We start from the raw sequence: 16,531 nt of genomic DNA on the forward strand, positions 1-16,531 counted from the left end.
GGGATCGGCTACAATTCATTTGATCTCCAATAAGGTCTGTTCGCTGCGGAGCAGCTGGGCGAATTCGTCTTTCGGCAATGGGCGTGAATACAGATAGCCTTGGGCTTCGTCGCATTCCAGCTGTTTCAGAAATTCTGCCTGCTCTGCTGTTTCTACGCCTTCCGCCACAACATCCAGCTGAAGATTTTTCGCGAGGTCGATGATTGCTTTGACGATCATCGTATTGCTGGCGTTAAGATCCTTGATGAAAGCCTGGTCGATTTTCAGATGGGTGAGCGGGTATTTGCTCAAATACAGGAGTGATGAGTAGCCGGTGCCAAAGTCGTCTACGCTTACATGGACGCCGAGCTCCCTGAGTTCTTCCAAGACAGGCTTGCAATGGAGGACATCCGCCATCATGCTTTCTGTTATTTCGAGGTTCAGATATTCTGCTTTAAGTCCCGTCTGCTCCAGTATGTCCCGCACTTCCTGGACGAAAGTCGGCCTGTGAAACTGACGGATGGAGACGTTGACGCTCACCCGAACGGGAAGAAGTCCTTCGTCCTGCCATTCCTTCGCTTGCTGGCATGCGGTCCGCAGCACCCATTCGCCGATCTGCATGATGAGCCCCGTGTCTTCTGCAATCGGAATGAGATAGGCGGGAGAAATATAGCCGTGGATCGGATGATGCCAGCGGAGCAGAGCCTCCATCCCTTTCATGCCGCCGCCTGCCAGGTCATATTGCGGCTGGTAGACAAGGGACAGCTGGCGGCGCTGGATTGCGTGGCGCATTTCCATCTCAATCATGGTCTGCTCGACCATTTCGTCCTGCAGCTGCTTCGTAAAGAATTCGAATGTTCCCTTGCCGGATTCCTTTGCGACATACATGGCCGAATCGGCATTTCGCAGCAAGGTGCTGTAATCTGATCCGTCTTCCGGGAAAAGAGTGATCCCGATGCTTGGGGTGATGAAGATTTCATGCTGATTGATAATGTACGGCTCAGACAGATCCTCGACGATCTTGCGGGCTGCCGTTTCCACCTGCTGTCGATCAGCCGATTGCAGCAATACCACAAATTCATCTCCGCCAAGACGTGCCGCGAAATCGTGCTTGCCGATGGACGAGGAGAGCCTCGATGCGACAGCCTCCAGCAAGCTGTCTCCAAATTGATGGCCTAGGGAATCGTTGATCGATTTGAATCGATCCAGGTCCATGAACAGCAAGGCAAACCTTGCGTTATTCTGCTCCATCCACTCCGCGAGCGTCTCTTTGAGCAGCACCCGGTTCGCTAGCCCGGTTAAAGTATCGTAATAGGCCATCCGCTCAATTGCTTTTTCGGCTTTGATGCGGTCGCTGATGTCCGTGGCAGTCCCGACCACTTCGAGGACTGTGCCATTTTCAAAAATAGGCGACAGATACACAAGAAATGTACGGGAGGCATAATGGAGTTCAAATTGCACCGTACTTCCGGTCAGCGCCTCCTGGCATTTAGCGGACAGAAGACTCCATTGCTTTTCAGTGTAGTCCGTCTTATATAATTTTCTGTTCATCAATTCAACAGTCAACCCAAGTTTCTCCACGATTTTCCCTTCAATTAACGTGTAAAGGACACGTCCGCCCTCGCCCGAACGGAATTTGAATATCCCATTCTGCAAGTTCTTCACCGTCTGCCGAAAATCATTGCGCAGGGCGATTTCCAGGGAGTGCTCTGCTTCTTTGCGGGTTGTAATATCATGCCGGATGGAAATGAACTGGACAGGTTTTCCGTTTTCTTTTAGAAACGGAACAACCGTGGTAGCAACCCAGTAAAAAGAGCCGTCCTTCGCACGGTTCCGGATATCGCCTTGCCAAATGGCACCATTCTGGATGGTCTCCCACATTTCCTTGAAAAAGGCATTATCGTGGTATCCTGAATTGATGACACGATGTGTATTGCCAATCAATTCAGCGGGTGTATACTGGGATAGTTCGCAAAACTTTTCATTCACATAGGTGATGACGCCTTTACTGTCCGTGATGGCGACGACGGATGAATGATCAAGGGCATTTTTTACATTTTGCAGATCGTTCAGTGTTTCTGTGTAATTCAAGGTCGTAATTTCGGAAGCGGTAATATCAGAGTCGATGGAAATAAACCCTGAAACCGACCCATCATCACTACGAATGGGGGCGATGGTTGCATCCACCCAGTACACAGCCCCGTCTTTTGCAACACTACGGATTTTCTTATGCCAATAGTGATGATGTTCCAGATTCCTCTCAAGTTCTTCGAGGAAGGATACTCTGTCATAGACAGGGTTGACGATACCGTACTCTTGGCCAAGCAATTCATCGGCCTGGTATTTAGAGAGCTTGCAAAAGTTTTCGTTCACATGCAAAAGGACGCCATTTCGATCGATGATGGATACACAAAATTTCTCGTTGACGAGCAGATAGATGGAGTTATGTTTTTTTAGTTCTTCAAGGATCATGGCCCGTTTCCTTTCCAAATTCTTAGAGATGGTAGAAATGTATATATGAATACCAATTAATTGATGAATATAACATGACTTTTTTCACGGTACGTTCTCACCAATTATAGCAGTTAAAGATCTGGCTTGCTACTCCGATTCATCAGAAAACAAGACAAAGGTTTTACGAATTTATTCTGCTAACAGAAAAAAGACCCCCTTGGCGGCAAGTTCAGCGCCAAGGGGGTGAGATTAAAATGTTTTTGTCAAACGCGAAACTTGCAGGATGCGGAAACCGTTCTTCTCCAATTTCTCCCGAAGTTTTGCAATCTCTTCGTCCGTCCTGGTATCTTCCAAAGTGAGAACGACGCGACGGGCAAGAGCCGAGCCATTATCCAGAGTCAGAAGCCCTTCGATATTATCGTCTTTCAAAGCCTTCGTCAGGCGGTTCAGCATGCCTTTCGCTTCCGTGGAGGCTACAGTGATGTTGATGCCTCCGGTTTTGAGGCCGAATGCATCCTCAAAGACGCTTTCCACTTTGTTGTGTGTCAAAATGCCTTGAAGTTTGCCGTTTTTCACAACGCTGATGAAAGGAAGCGCTTTGATTTGCAAAAGCGCATCCAGGAAGGATTCATCCTCCGCGATGAAGACATCCTGATGTTTGAGGAGCGGTTTAATGCTGGAATCGCCGTCCCCGTTTTCGTACAGGTGCTCGATGACATCAACTTTATAGATCATCCCTTTGTAATTGTCGTCCTTGTCCACGACCGGGATGCAGCGATAGCCAGTTTCTTTGATCTTCATCAGTGCATTTTTTACGGTCTCGTCAATTCCTAGAGTTGCGACCGCTAGCCGCTCTAGTGTCAAATCTCGGATGTGCATGGAAATCCCCCTTTGTTCTGTCTTATCAAAATATTGATTAAACTATATTATAATGGAACGCTTGAAACTTTAGCAAGCGCTATTATACTAATTCTAGTAAATGAAGCAAAAAGGAGCTTGAAAATGGAAGCGTTAAGCCTGAAGGAATTGCTGGATGTAATCGGCGAACTATTCTCGGATGAAATCTCATTAGTCGTGTCTAATACTAAGAAATACCTCTACTACCGCCCCAGTAAACGTGTTGACCTGAAAATCCGACCAGGGGACTGCGTCAAAGAGGGGACGATTGCGTATAAAGCAATTCACAGCGATCAGAAAGTGTCCGAGTTTATTCACCGTGACGTATTTGGCGTCCCGTATCACGGCATGGCGGTTCCCTATCATACGGGTGGGCAAGTGGCCGGCTGTGTCATAGCCATCCATCCAGCTTTTACAGAGGGAAAGTCTGTTGTTACGGTCAAAACACAGGACGGCTGGGTGCCGGTCCCATTCAAAGACGTGGAATACATCGAAGTGTCAGACCGCAGAACATACGTCGTCGGCGCTCAGTTCACGGGCACGCACCGCAATTCCTTGCAGCAATTCGAATACACCTTGCCGCACGATCAATTCGTCCGCTGCCACCGTTCGTTCATCGTCAATGTCCACCATATCAAAGAAATCTACCCGGATACCCACTCCACGTTCGTCCTTGCCATGACGAATGGCGCAAAGGTTCCCGTCAGCCAATCCTATTCCAGCCACTTCCGGAAAATGCTTGGGTTTTGAATAAATTATCAAACGAGTCCCTTCGTGCAAGGGGCTTTTTTGATGGCTGTTGCTTTGAATACAGCCTCGATTGCTTCGGAACTTGGCCGCATTGCTTCAGAAACGGCCTTAGTTGCTTCTGTGACATACGCGATTGCGCATTCATCGGGCTGTGTTGCTTCGAATAGCACCACAATTGCTTCCTTTGCACGCCATCTGCCGACGCATGCTGGCTTATCCTGCTCTTTTCCTCTCTCGCCCCATAATTCCGTTGCTTATGCGAGATTCGCTCTGCACTATGGCAAGTGGGGTACGATAATACTATGTATATCGAAAAGTCATGAAAAGGGGAAGACTAGATGAATCAGCATGCAGATCGGATTCGGATTGAATCCCTCAGAGAGAAAATCGTGTCGCCGGAAGAGGCGGCTTCGTGGATCGAGGATGGAATGACGCTTGGCATGAGCGGCTTTACACGAGCGGGTGATGCGAAAGCGGTTCCAATGGCGCTTGTGAAACGGGCGGAGACAGAATCGTTCAAGGTGAATGTGTATACAGGGGCCTCTCTCGGGTCTGATATCGACAAGTTATTTGCGGAAGCGGGCATTGTGAAGAAGCGTTTGCCGTTCCAAGCAGAGCGGGCGATGCGCAATGAAATCAATGCAGGCAATATCCTGTTCTGCGATCATCATCTCTCGCATACGGCGGAGTGGATCCGTGCAGACGTGATTGACCGTGTCAATGTCGCGATTTTGGAAGCGGTTGCAATTACGGAAGACGGCATGATCATCCCATCCACGTCTGTCGGCAATTCTTACTCCTTCGCGCAGCACGCCCAGGCGATCATAGTGGAGATCAACACGGCGCATTCGGCGGCGCTTGAAGGCTTGCATGATCTGTACGATCCAGGCAAGCAAGGGGAGCGCGGACCGATTCCTCTTACCCGGCCAGATGATCGGATCGGTACGGCCGGCATTCCGGTGGATGTGGAGAAAATCCGCGGCATTGTCATCACCCATCAGCCGGATTCACCGTCAACGATCGACCAGCCCGATGCGGAAACGAAAGTGATGGCTGGATACTTGCTCGATTTTTTGAGGAAGGAAGTGGCGGCAGGCCGCCTGACAAACTCCCTTGCACCGCTTCAGTCGGGGATCGGATCACAGGCGAATGCGGTGCTGCATGGGCTGCTTGATTCTGAGTTTAAGGATTTGGAAGTCTATTCGGAAGTGCTGCAGGATGCGGTATTCGACTTGATCGACGCAGGGAAGGTGCGTTTCGCCTCCTGCGCCTCAATCACGCTGTCCCAGGAGAAAATGGACCAAGTGTTCTCGAAAATGGAACGCTACAAAGACAAGCTGGTCATGCGGCCGCAGGAAATTTCGAACCACCCTGAAATCATCCGCCGTCTCGGTCTGATCTCCATTAACACGGCGCTAGAGTTTGATATTTACGGGAATGTCAACTCCACCCATGTGACGGGCACGAATATGATGAACGGCATCGGGGGTTCAGGAGATTTTGCACGCAACGCGCGGCTTGCCATTTTTGTCACAAAATCGATTGCGAAAGGCGGAGATATCTCAAGTGTCGTCCCGTTCGCTTCTCATGTCGATCATACCGAGCATGACGTCGATGTCCTCGTCACGGAGCAGGGGTATGCCGATTTGCGGGGGCTCGCGCCGCGGGAGCGCGCCGGCCGGATCATCGAACATTGCGCGCACCCGTCCTATCGCCAGGAATTATGGTCCTATTACAATGAAGCGCTGGAGCGGGGCGGCCACACGCCGCATGCCCTCGAAAAGGCCCTCTCCTGGCACGCGAACCTTCGGGAGCACGGCACGATGCGGCCAGCAATTTCAGAAACGGTATAAGCAAGACGAAACCGGCCGTCCCAAGCAGGGCGGCCGGTTCTTAGCATGGTTCACATCAGTCTTGAGATGAACATCGTCGCGATGCCGAAGTAGATCAGCAGCGAAAGGATGTCATTGATCGTGGTGATCAAAGGCCCTGAAGCGACAGCAGGGTCGACTTTGAATTTATTGAGGATCAGCGGTATGACAGTACCTGCGAAGGTCCCGATGATCAGTGTCGCGACGAGCGACGAACCGACTACGAGACCGAGCGTCATGCTGCCCTGCCAGAAATAAGCGATGACGGCGATGACCGCCCCGCAGACGACCCCGAGAATGACACCTACGATGAGTTCCCTGAAGATGAGTTTCAGTCCTTGTTTAAAATTGACGTCGCCGGATGCAAGTCCCCGTACGACGACCGCGAGGGATTGCGTCCCTGTGTTCCCGGTCATCCCCGCGATCATCGGCATGAAGAAGGCGAGCGCCACAACGGCCTCGAGCGTCTCTTCGAACTTCGATATAATGCTTCCGGAGACCAATCCGATGAATAAAAGCAGAATAAGCCACGGCAACCTGCGGCGGGCGGCGGTCACGGGGGGCGTCTCGAAATCGATCTCCTTCCCGGAAGCGAACAGCATCTCGATATCCTCATTCGCTTCCCGTACGACGATATCGAGAACGTCATCCGCGGTGATGATGCCGACGAGGATGTTCTCGTCATTGACGACAGGCACCGAAACGAAATCGTAGCGGCCGATCATTTTGGCCACATCACTTTGCTGGGTGTCCTCGTTCACGCGAACAACATCCTTTGTCATGATATCCTCCACGCACTCGTCAGGCAGCGCGAGCAGCAAGTCGCGATAGGACAGAACACCGACGAGCTGCTTCTCATCATTGATAATATAGATGTAATTCAGATAGTGGGCGTATTCCCGATACGCCTTCAGCTTGGAGATCGCGTCTGCTACTGAATAGGATTTGTGCACCCAGACATAGCGGCTCGTCATGATGCGCCCCGCAGACCGTTTCGGGTACTTCATCATTTTGCGGATCTCCCGCTTCTCCTCCTGCCTCATCTCAGCGATGATACGCTCGACATCTTTGTCGGGGAGGTCTGACAGCAAGTAGGACAAGTCTTCGCTCTTCATCTTATCAAGCAGTTCGTGCGCCCGCTTCGGCCCGATGAAACGAAGGACGGCCAGCTGCTCATTCTTCGTTAAATACCGGAGCAACATGACCAATTGATCGGTTGACAAGATCTCCAGGTATAAAGGGCGGCGCTTCTTCGGCAGACCGCGGTAGTGGGCCGCCATATCATGAGGCGGCATTTCGTCGATCGCCTTTTTGGCAGTTTCAATCTTCCCTTCCCGCAGCAGCTGGATGAGCGCCCGCAGCACCTCTTCCTGGTTTCCTTTAATTGTCATCCTCTCCACCTCGATTCCTATTCACACGTATAGCATCCTATCGAGACTACTTCCCTCAATCAAACAATCGGAAACAACTAAAAAAACATGTTTATCGAAAAGATAGTAGGGAAAGTGAGTTAGTGACCTAAAAAACGGCATTCTATGTCGGAATTAAAAAGGGAGAGGTTCAAATGGGAAAATGGAAACAGTGGATCGTCGTACTTGCAGCACTGACGCTCGTCCTCGCGGCATGCGGGAAGAAAGACGATGACAAGGATGGCAAGGGTAGTGCTACCACGACAGATGAAGGGTATGAGCTTGTAAACAAAGGAAAGCTGACATATGCAGCAAGCGGACTTTATAAACCTTTTAACTTTGAAGAGAATGGAGAACTTACAGGGTTTGACGTGGAAATCGGGAAAGCGATCGCTGAGAAGATGGGCCTTGAGCCGAATCCGGTGACCAACCCGTTCGAAACGATTTTGCAGGGACTTGTCGCAAAAAAATATGACGCAATCATCGGCTCGATGGCGTATACGAAAAAGCGTGCAGAGCAGGCCGCTTTCACAGAGCCGTACTATTATTCGGGCGGGATGATCTGGGTATCCGCGGATAACAACGATATCACATCCCCCGATGATCTGAAAGGCAAGAAGATCGGCGTTGTTGCACAATCCACATACGAAGAGCCGGCGAAGACACTTTCAGACGATATCCAATACTACAGCAGTGACGTTGTCGCCTTGAAAGACTTGACGGTCGCAGGAAGACTGGACGCTGTCGTCACGTCGGACATCGTCGGTTTTGAAGCGAAAGACAATGGATTCGCCATCAAAGAAGTCGGCACTCCGCTTTGGGTCGAGCAGCCGTCCATCGCCGTTAGGAAGGACAATGAAAAGCTTCGTGATGAACTCGACAAAGCATTGAAAGAGATCATCGACGACGGCACATACGATGAAATCTCACAAAAGTGGTTCGACCGCAACTTGCTTGAGATCGATCTCGACGATGCGGAACTGCTTGAATAATAGACCATGGACGGAAAGAGGGAGTGACCAGTGGAAGATAACATATTCGTGACTTTATACGAAGTATTCATGCGGACGTACGAGGGCTTCTTGAAAGCAGCCCTCGTCACGCTCGAAATCACAGCGATCGCCCTCGTCATCGGGACTGTGCTCGGGATTGTTTTCGCACTCATGCGGATTTCGAATTCGAAAATACTTAGCTCGATAGCAGGTGTCTATATCGCTGTCATTAGGGGGACACCGCTGATCGTTCAGATCATGTTCCTCTACTACGGAATTACATCCATCATTGTATTATCCAACTTCTGGGCTGGCGCAATTGCGCTCGGCATCCATAACGGGGCCTACATCGCGGAAATATTCCGGGGAGCCATCCAAGGTGTCGACCGCGGGCAAAGAGAAGCGAGCCTTGCACTTGGGATGAACCGCGCGCAGACCATGCGCCGCATCATCTTCCCGCAAGCGTTACGTATTGCGATTCCGCCGCTTGGCAACCAATTCATCATTACACTGAAAGACTCGTCTCTTGTATACGTAATCGGTGTCACCGAACTGTTTGGGCTCGCGAACCGTGAAGCGGCATCCTCGTTCATGCCGTTTGAGACATTCATGGTAGTCGGACTCTACTATCTCGTCCTCGTCCTCATCTTCACAGGACTGCTCCGGCTGTATGAGAACAAACTTAACGTGGACAGAGTGTGAGGAGGAAACAGCTATGATCAAAACAAAAGATCTCCATAAATCATTCGGCAAGCTGGAAGTGCTGAAAGGCATCAGCCTCGACGTCGCGCCAGGTGAAGTTGTCGTCCTTGTCGGCGTCAGTGGCTCCGGGAAAAGTACGTTGCTCCGCTGCCTGAACTTCCTCGAAAAAGCGCAGAAAGGCAGCATCATCATCGACGGCCATCCCGTCGACCGGAAAAAGGACAACTTGCCGGACGTCCGGGCGGAAGTCGGCATGGTGTTCCAGCACTTCAACCTGTTTCCGCATAAGACGGTGCTGGAGAACATCATCGAAGCACCGATAATCGTGAAAAAGATGGACAAGGCGAAAGCGGAACAGCTCGCGCGTGAGCTGCTTGAAAAAGTAGGTCTGTCCGATAAGGCGGACGTCTACCCGAACAAGCTGTCAGGCGGCCAGAAGCAGCGGGTCGCCATCGCTAGAGCGCTTGCCATGGAACCGAAAGCACTGTTGTTCGACGAACCGACATCCGCGCTCGATCCGGAACTCGTTGGCGAAGTGCTGCAAGTCATGCAGGACCTTGCGAACGAAGGCATGACAATGGTCGTCGTCACCCACGAGATGAAATTCGCCAAAGAAGTCGCAAGCCGTGTCATCATGCTCGACAAAGGGCGCATCATCGTAGACGAAGACCCGGACACCTTCTTCAACTATACAACAAACGAACGCGCACGCCAGTTTTTAGAGATGGTGAATGTGTGAAAGAAAAAGCAGCTTCCTTTGTAATTGGGAGGCTGCTTTTCTTATGTCCATATGATGTAAATTTTGTTGCAGAAATTTTCTTAATGTGCTCTATGCGTCTTGGTCTCCTTCTTCATTTCGGTATATCGTTCTTTTTCATTTTCCAGTATGCTGCCTACTTGTCACTATCTGTGTTGGAATATGGTAACTATCAACTGGGGGGATTGATATGATGCTCGGTGTTCGAATTAAACAAGAACGTCTGCGACATGAAATGAAATTGGAAGCGCTTACAGACAATATTTGTTCGCCTGCTCACTTAAGTCGATTTGAGAATAGTATCGGAAAGCCGAGTGAAGAAGTGATATTGCAATTGGTGAAGTGGCTGGGCATCGCTTTGCCAACTAATGAAGAACCGATTACAGCAGATGAGTATATGGAGCTGGAGGCCCAATTATGGCATGCGATTCATTTCCGCGATCAACAGGCAGCAGTTCAACTAAGTGCGCTGATTAGAGAACGTCTCGCGGCTGCGGACTATGGATGGCAGGCCAAAGTTGACCTCGAATTGCTCGTGCTCCGGCTGCGGTTTGTTACGAAAGACACGAAGAAGCTCTTACATGAGTTGACTGTGTATAAGGCGATTGAGGGGAACTTGACTCCCCTGCAAGCCTTCCGGGTGGAACAGATGATGGGGATGGCGTTCTACGAAAACGGGGACATGAAAAACTGTTTGGCAGCTCTTGAGGAAGCGGCTGGTATGATGGAGCAATTGTCTCTGGAACCGCGAGAGCGTGCGGACTTCGCTTACATCCGAGCGGTTATCCTGATGAGAAATGATGATGGATTTGAAGCGCTTGAGCAGCTGAGCGAGGCCCTCACTTATTTCCAATCAATCATAGCAGTGCAGCGTGTTGCCGAGAGCCATATTATCAGTGGAGTCGCCTATAAAAACAGCGGCCGACTATGTAAGGCGCTGGACAAGTTTAAGCTGGCGGAACAGATTTGCATGCATAACGGGATCACTTCTTTGCTTGGCATTCTCTATCAAAATATTGGAAGCGTCTATTCACGGATGGAAAAGACTGAACAGGCTATCGCACATTTTAACAAAGCATTTGAACTTAAAAAAATGCCATTAGAGAGCATGTATTCAATTTTGGCCCTCGTTCAAGAGTATGAAAAGAACAAACAATATGACAAGGTCGTCTTCTGGTTAACTAAAGGAAAATCTTTATTGCCAAAACTGACTGCCAAAAAGCAGGAGTACTATGAAACGCACTTTACCATCTTCGAAGCCGTCTGTACGCGAGACGATTCAGCGACGGAACAAGCTCTTTTACAGGCTCTCTCCGTATTTAAGAGGAGGGGCAATTACCCCGAGTGGAGAGAGTATGCAGAGCGACTTGGAAACTTCTATGCTGAAAATCGTAAGTATAAAAAGGCGGTCCACTATTTGAAACTGTCGATGGAGGAAGGGAGATATTGAATATGAAACGATGGTTACTAATTCTGCTCCTTGTTTTGTTCTTTTTTGCAGAAAAAAATGATAGCCCGGTTGGGGGGGAAGAAGAGGATCTACCAGGCCTATCTTCGGAAACCTTGATTCAAGAGGGATAAAGCAAAGAGATTCATGTAAGTAACGATTATAAACATGCGAAAATCAATCCTTTTTCATTTCTATTTGTGTAAAAAACAAAGGTGGACATTAGTTAAATGGCATGGAATGATTGAATTGTAAGAACTATCGGCCGATGTCCTTCGAATTGACATATTCCGAATCGATAGATGAGGAAGGATGAAAAGGGAGGAGCACCAAATGAAGAAGTTTAAATACCTTACATTGAGTGCGGTCGCTGCTATGAGCATTGGCTTCATAGGGCAAGTTTCAAATGCACATGCGTCTGAAGCGCTTCAACCTCAAGAAGTAACACAGGCTACTGATCAAATTTTTGTACGGGAAGTTGTGGCTGCAACAAACAATCCAACCATGTGGGTTACTAAAGTTATAAATGGTAAGACGTATTCAGGATTACTTTATAACAGAGGGGCTGCTGACAGGGATGGGAGGACAGTGGCATTCACTGGATATTTAATAGCGGGCCCACATATGCCAAATGTTCTAAACCCTGATGAATGAAGTGTCTCCTGTTTGTCGTTAGATAATGTTGTCGACGGATGATCAATAATAAACTGGAAATCGAATACAACGGACATACTGATGTATTCGATTTCTAGTGTTTTGTGCATGCCTCTGCTGGCATCTGGCTTGCAGTATAGGGGGGAGTTCCATGGGGAAGACCGTACAGTTCATAATAAAAGGTATTTTAAAAAGTAGATATACATTTTACTTACCGCTCGCAATTATCCTTTTTTCCGTTTCGCTGTGGACGATCAACTATCAATCAACAGACTCTGTTCAAACAGAACTGAAAGAGATATTTGATGATAGGAAAGACTTTTTGGACACCTTAATCGGAAAAACGCTGAATAAGAAACGACATGTAGGACTGCCGGAAAACCAAGAGGCAGCACTGGAAAGTTTACTGATTCAAGAGGACTACGTCAAAGTCATTTCTCAAAAGATTGCTGATAACGATCTGTACATAGCACCTGATATTCTCGCCTATATAGAGGAATATGAACTATATAAAGCATACCGAGTTGTTGACTATCACAACGAAGAGCAATTGGAGGTTGAGAAAAGGAAGGCGGAAGACTTAGCTGCTCATCGACTGTCTTTCACCGAACAGGAGACCCCGTATCAAACGGCGTTATTTACCAAGCAGTTGTTGCATCTGTTATTCAATCCGCTGACCGCCCTGCTCTATCTCCTCATTTTCAGCTATAGATATACAAGCGACCGGCAGAACCGGATATTCGACTTACTCAAACTGAACTCGCTGGCCAATCCGGCGATCTATACGGGCTACGTCATTTCGTTTTGGCTGTTTATGGCCGGCTATCTTTTGTTTTCGGTCATTTTGGCGTTTTTGCCGCCGCTTGTCACAGGGCAGATGGACACAGTTTTCTATCCTATGGAAGTCGTTTCGGGCGGGGAGACCAGGATGGTACCCATATGGAAGTGGCTGCTCTTCGTGCCACTCGGCTGGGGGTTGTTCGTTTCCCTGCTTCTTCTCGTGGCGTCCTGGCTATGTAAGCAGCGTGTCTCGCTAGGAGTTCTGGCGGGCTTCCTTACCGTACCGCTTCTGGCGCTGTATGTGGTCGCCGATCAATCCGGTTTCTCGATGGGGAATCCAATCCATCTAGTCACAGGCTATGAGACTGAACTCCTGACATCCAACCGGTTCGTCGCTTATTTGGCGGGCATGCTGCTGCTATTGCTTGTTTTTGTGATAATCTCCTATCCGATCTTCCATTCAAAATGGACGATTTTTCAGCAGAAGGGAAGAAGGGAAGCCCATAAAACATATGAGCCCAAACGGAAATGGAAGATTTTCTGGTTCGAGCATTTGAAGAAAAGGCGTGAAAGCAGACTTCTGTTGACAGTGCTCTTGCTGCTTGGTATCAGTATCGGAACGTCCATATTTGTGAACCAGCAATATCAGAACGTTGAGAAGAACATGGTACGCGCCATTGAAGAAACACAGAATCATTTTCTTTCCATACAAGTTACAAACGAATTATTACAGGAAGAGCATGAAGTGGAATATCCGACTTATGAGAATCCGTATACCGAATGGGTGGAAGACGCAAAGCAGAGCATCTCCGTCTTGGATGACTTGAAGAAAGAGGCGGGTTCCCCGGCCTTTCTGGATCTGTATAGAGAAACGATGAAATCCTTAAACTCGTTCACTTCTTACAAGGAGTTGGAGCCCCGTCTTTGGGATATGACCGTTATGGCTTCCGAAGAACAGCTCAACCTCTTGCGGGAAAGAGGGATTCATCCATGGCCGATCGGCGACTTATGGGCTACCCGTTTTGATGATCCCCGAAAGGCATTCAGCTATGAACACCAGCGATTGCTGGAGAGATTGCAAGAGGGGAATGAAAAATATGGGAAAAGCGCACTATTCACCGCCTTTTCCTACATGAATAGGAATGTTGCGTGGCTTGTGCTGGGCGTATTCCTCTTCGTGACATGGGCAAGCTTGGCGGAGGAGCAACGGCCGGCACGAACTCTCTATTTCCTCGTGACGAAGCCGCTCCGTCTCCGATCGGTCTATGTCAGCAAGTGGGCATACAACCTGATAGCAGCATGTTTGCTTTTCCTGTTCAGTGGCGCGGTCACCTTCGTGGTCAGCTGGACGCTAGGGGGGCTTGGGGAAGCGGATTATCCGATCCCGACGTATGCGGTTGCGGAGAATGGAAATGGCAAAGGTCAATTTTTTTCGCCTGTCGACAACGTCTATTTCTTCTTTGACAGTCTGCTATGGATGGTCCTGAAGTGTATAGCCCTTATTCTGGCGCAGATTTTCTTTTTAAATAGCCTGTTCAGCCTGATCGGCAGATGGGCGGGGAACCAGTATGTGGTCATCGTCACTACGCTCATCATCACAGCGGTGGGATATCTAGCAGCCAGCTATTATCCAGCTGCTGATATGATGATGCTGAATCCGTTTTTGTATTTTGATACATGGCAGGTCGTGGATGGCTGGAAATCGATTATTACGGAGTCGGCCCTCGTCAATGTGTGGATGGGGTGTCTCGTACTGTTCACTGCGGGAGTTGTGCTTTTCTTGGCGGGATTGATCTCAAAAAAGGGAAAGGTGTCGTGATGTCTAATGTTACAGGTGGAGAAGCTGACGAAACGGTATGGAAAAAGACCTGTCCTGCAAACAGTCACGTTCGAGCTGGGCGCAGGGGAAGTCATCGGGCTTGTCGGACCGAACGGCGCGGGGAAGTCGACGCTCATGCGTTCCATCCTTGCGCTGGAAGAGGTGGATGAAGGGACGGTAACCGTGCAGGGGGTCTCGAATCAGACGCCGGAGTTTTTCAAATATGTCTCATTCCTGCCGAGTGACAACTATTTGTATATGCACTTGACGGGATACGATCATTTGGCGTTCGTGGCAAATGTGTACGGACTCGGCAAAGAGGCGATTGAAGAGGTGGTTGACAGCATCGGCATCCGCTCCTATGTAAATGATCCCGTCAAATCCTATTCTTATGGGATGCGGCAGCATTTGCTGATCGCCTTGTCCATTTTGACCAAGCCGCTTGTCATTTTGATGGATGAGCCGTTTAACGGACTTGATCCAACGAGCATCATCGAGCTGAAGCAATTGATCCATGATTTGCGGGCGGAAGGGATCGGCATTCTCGTCTCAACGCATAACCTGGATATTTTAGAAGATATAACGAAGACCATCTGGTTCATCAAAGATGGCGAATTGGTTAAGACCGGAATTGGCGTGGAGGACAAAGCACCTTATCAAATCGACATCCAGCTAAAGGAAGGGCAGACAGTGGACCAGCTGATGACAGGCAGCCAGTTGCCTTACCAGACATACGCTAGCGGACTGCTGACCGATCCTTCAGTTGAGGTGGAATTGTATTTGGAGCAGTTGATCAAGAGCGGGGCGAAAATCCAGGCCGTCCAGCAGAGCTCTGTGGCACTGGAGGAGAAGTATAAGGAGTTCTATGGATTGAATTCATAATAGGTTCCAGGCAGCAGCTTCCATTGTGAAAGGGGAGGCTGCTTATTTATGTTCCGATACACATGAGCCGACTCGTCATTGGCTATTGCACATAACGAAATTCAGTTTCTCGCTTTCGCATCCGATGGTTTACCTAACTCCTCCCTTGCCGTGTAGTATAATCATAGGATTACATCAGATAGGCGTTTTTTATCAGGGGGAGGCATTCATGTTCATAGGAAGCATTTTTATCAATATAATTGTTCCAATTCTGATCCTAGTTGTTATCGGCGCAGGGTTACAGCGGAAATTCGCATTCAATCTGCGGGCGATTTCGAATTTGATCACCTACTGTCTCATGCCGGCCGCCGTATTCATCAATCTCTATAAGACGGAGATTAATGGGCGCGTGTTGCTTGAGATCCTCGGGTACTTGCTGGCATTCAGCCTGTGCCTCATCATCGTCACCACATTGCTCAGCAAACTGCTCGGGCTTGACAGAGGGGAGGCGGCAGTTTTCAAAAATGGCATGACCCTCATCAATTCGGGGAACTACGGGATTCCAGTCAGCCAGCTGCTCTTCCAGGCAAGCCCGCTCGGCATTTCCATCCAGATCATCGTGATGGTGTTTCAGAACGTGTTGACATATACATACGGTCTTTATAATCTCATCTCAGCCACCAAATCAGGCTGGGAGATCATCAAATCACTGATGCGCATGCCGATCATCCACGCGATGCTGCTCGGCGGGCTGCTGAACTTCTTAGGTGTCCCAATTCCGCAGTTCCTCTTTGCGCCCATCAGCCATCTGTCCGACGCGTTTCTGGCAATTGCACTAATTCTGCTGGGTGCACAACTCGCGCAAATTGAACTGAAGACGATCGTGAACCGCACCATTGTCATCGGTACTATCGGCAGACTCCTCCTCGGGCCGGCCGTTTCCCTTGCACTCATTTACCTGTTCCGGCTGGACGGGGTCGTCGCCCAATCGCTGCTTATCGCCAGCTCTTTCCCAACCTCGCGGAACAGCTCTTCGCTGGCCCTCGAGTATGATGTCTGTCCGGACCTGGCTGCCCAAACAGTCCTTTTCTCGACCGTCATGAGCGGGATAACGGTGACGGGAGTCGTCTATGTTGCCATGACTTTATTTAATTGAATA

General features: G+C 49.3%; 15 protein-coding genes. 11 read left to right on the forward strand and 4 right to left on the reverse strand.

Features of this window, described 5'->3' with window-relative positions; all coding sequences use genetic code 11:
- Positions 1-15: 15 nt before the first annotated feature.
- Entirely contained in the window at positions 16-2,451 is a 2,436-nt protein-coding gene (locus tag ACZ5FK_RS10370) for a sensor domain-containing protein (protein WP_464804831.1), read from the reverse strand.
- A 231-nt stretch (positions 2,452-2,682) separates the two neighbouring features.
- Positions 2,683-3,312, reverse strand: coding sequence for a CBS domain-containing protein (locus ACZ5FK_RS10375; protein WP_464804832.1), 630 nt, complete (start codon positions 3,310-3,312; stop codon positions 2,683-2,685).
- A 123-nt stretch (positions 3,313-3,435) separates the two neighbouring features.
- Between ACZ5FK_RS10375 and ACZ5FK_RS10380 the strand changes: the two genes are divergently transcribed.
- Positions 3,436-4,080 (forward strand): LytTR family DNA-binding domain-containing protein, encoded by a 645-nt coding sequence (locus ACZ5FK_RS10380; protein ID WP_464804833.1) that lies wholly within the window; start codon positions 3,436-3,438, stop codon positions 4,078-4,080.
- 8 nt (positions 4,081-4,088) lie between these two features.
- Here the strand turns inward: ACZ5FK_RS10380 and ACZ5FK_RS10385 are convergent, their stop codons facing one another.
- Positions 4,089-4,250 carry a hypothetical protein gene (locus ACZ5FK_RS10385; protein ID WP_464804834.1) on the reverse strand — a complete coding sequence of 54 codons (162 nt, stop codon included), beginning with the start codon at positions 4,248-4,250 and terminating at the stop codon, positions 4,089-4,091.
- Between the two features lie 168 nt (positions 4,251-4,418).
- Here ACZ5FK_RS10385 and ACZ5FK_RS10390 point away from each other — a divergent pair, with 168 nt between their 5' ends.
- Positions 4,419-5,933, forward strand: a complete 1,515-nt coding sequence (locus tag ACZ5FK_RS10390; RefSeq protein ID WP_464804835.1) for an acetyl-CoA hydrolase/transferase family protein — start codon at positions 4,419-4,421, stop codon at positions 5,931-5,933.
- Between the two features lie 50 nt (positions 5,934-5,983).
- On the opposite strand, the gene mgtE is transcribed toward ACZ5FK_RS10390, so the two are convergent.
- Positions 5,984-7,342, reverse strand: coding sequence for a magnesium transporter (gene mgtE / locus ACZ5FK_RS10395; RefSeq protein ID WP_464804836.1), 1,359 nt, complete (start codon positions 7,340-7,342; stop codon positions 5,984-5,986).
- A gap of 173 nt (positions 7,343-7,515) precedes the next feature.
- On the opposite strand from mgtE, the gene ACZ5FK_RS10400 reads away from it, so the two are divergent.
- The 9 genes from ACZ5FK_RS10400 to ACZ5FK_RS10440 all read left to right on the forward strand — a co-directional run bounded on the left by ACZ5FK_RS10400 (position 7,516) and on the right by ACZ5FK_RS10440 (position 16,528).
- Complete coding sequence (locus ACZ5FK_RS10400) at positions 7,516-8,352, forward strand: transporter substrate-binding domain-containing protein (RefSeq protein ID WP_464804837.1); 837 nt, start codon at positions 7,516-7,518, stop codon at positions 8,350-8,352.
- 69 nt (positions 8,353-8,421) lie between these two features.
- Positions 8,422-9,054 (forward strand): amino acid ABC transporter permease, encoded by a 633-nt coding sequence (locus tag ACZ5FK_RS10405; RefSeq protein WP_464807416.1) that lies wholly within the window; start codon positions 8,422-8,424, stop codon positions 9,052-9,054.
- A 13-nt stretch (positions 9,055-9,067) separates the two neighbouring features.
- A complete protein-coding gene (locus ACZ5FK_RS10410; RefSeq protein WP_464804838.1) occupies positions 9,068-9,793 on the forward strand; it encodes an amino acid ABC transporter ATP-binding protein in 726 nt (241 codons plus the stop codon).
- Between the two features lie 208 nt (positions 9,794-10,001).
- Positions 10,002-11,261 carry a helix-turn-helix domain-containing protein gene (locus tag ACZ5FK_RS10415; RefSeq protein WP_464804839.1) on the forward strand — a complete coding sequence of 420 codons (1,260 nt, stop codon included), beginning with the start codon at positions 10,002-10,004 and terminating at the stop codon, positions 11,259-11,261.
- 2 nt (positions 11,262-11,263) lie between these two features.
- The gene (locus tag ACZ5FK_RS10420; protein ID WP_464804840.1) at positions 11,264-11,392 is read left to right on the forward strand and encodes a hypothetical protein; all 129 of its coding nucleotides are present in this window, start codon (positions 11,264-11,266) and stop codon (positions 11,390-11,392) included.
- A gap of 199 nt (positions 11,393-11,591) precedes the next feature.
- Positions 11,592-11,912 (forward strand): hypothetical protein, encoded by a 321-nt coding sequence (locus tag ACZ5FK_RS10425; RefSeq protein ID WP_464804841.1) that lies wholly within the window; start codon positions 11,592-11,594, stop codon positions 11,910-11,912.
- 151 nt (positions 11,913-12,063) lie between these two features.
- Positions 12,064-14,511, forward strand: a complete 2,448-nt coding sequence (locus ACZ5FK_RS10430; RefSeq protein ID WP_464804842.1) for a hypothetical protein — start codon at positions 12,064-12,066, stop codon at positions 14,509-14,511.
- 6 nt (positions 14,512-14,517) lie between these two features.
- Positions 14,518-15,393 carry an ABC transporter ATP-binding protein gene (locus ACZ5FK_RS10435; protein ID WP_464804843.1) on the forward strand — a complete coding sequence of 292 codons (876 nt, stop codon included), beginning with the start codon at positions 14,518-14,520 and terminating at the stop codon, positions 15,391-15,393.
- A gap of 208 nt (positions 15,394-15,601) precedes the next feature.
- Positions 15,602-16,528, forward strand: coding sequence for an AEC family transporter (locus ACZ5FK_RS10440; RefSeq protein ID WP_464804844.1), 927 nt, complete (start codon positions 15,602-15,604; stop codon positions 16,526-16,528).
- Positions 16,529-16,531 lie beyond the last annotated feature (3 nt).

It is taken from the genome of Sporosarcina sp. GTC18466 (genome assembly GCF_055389225.1).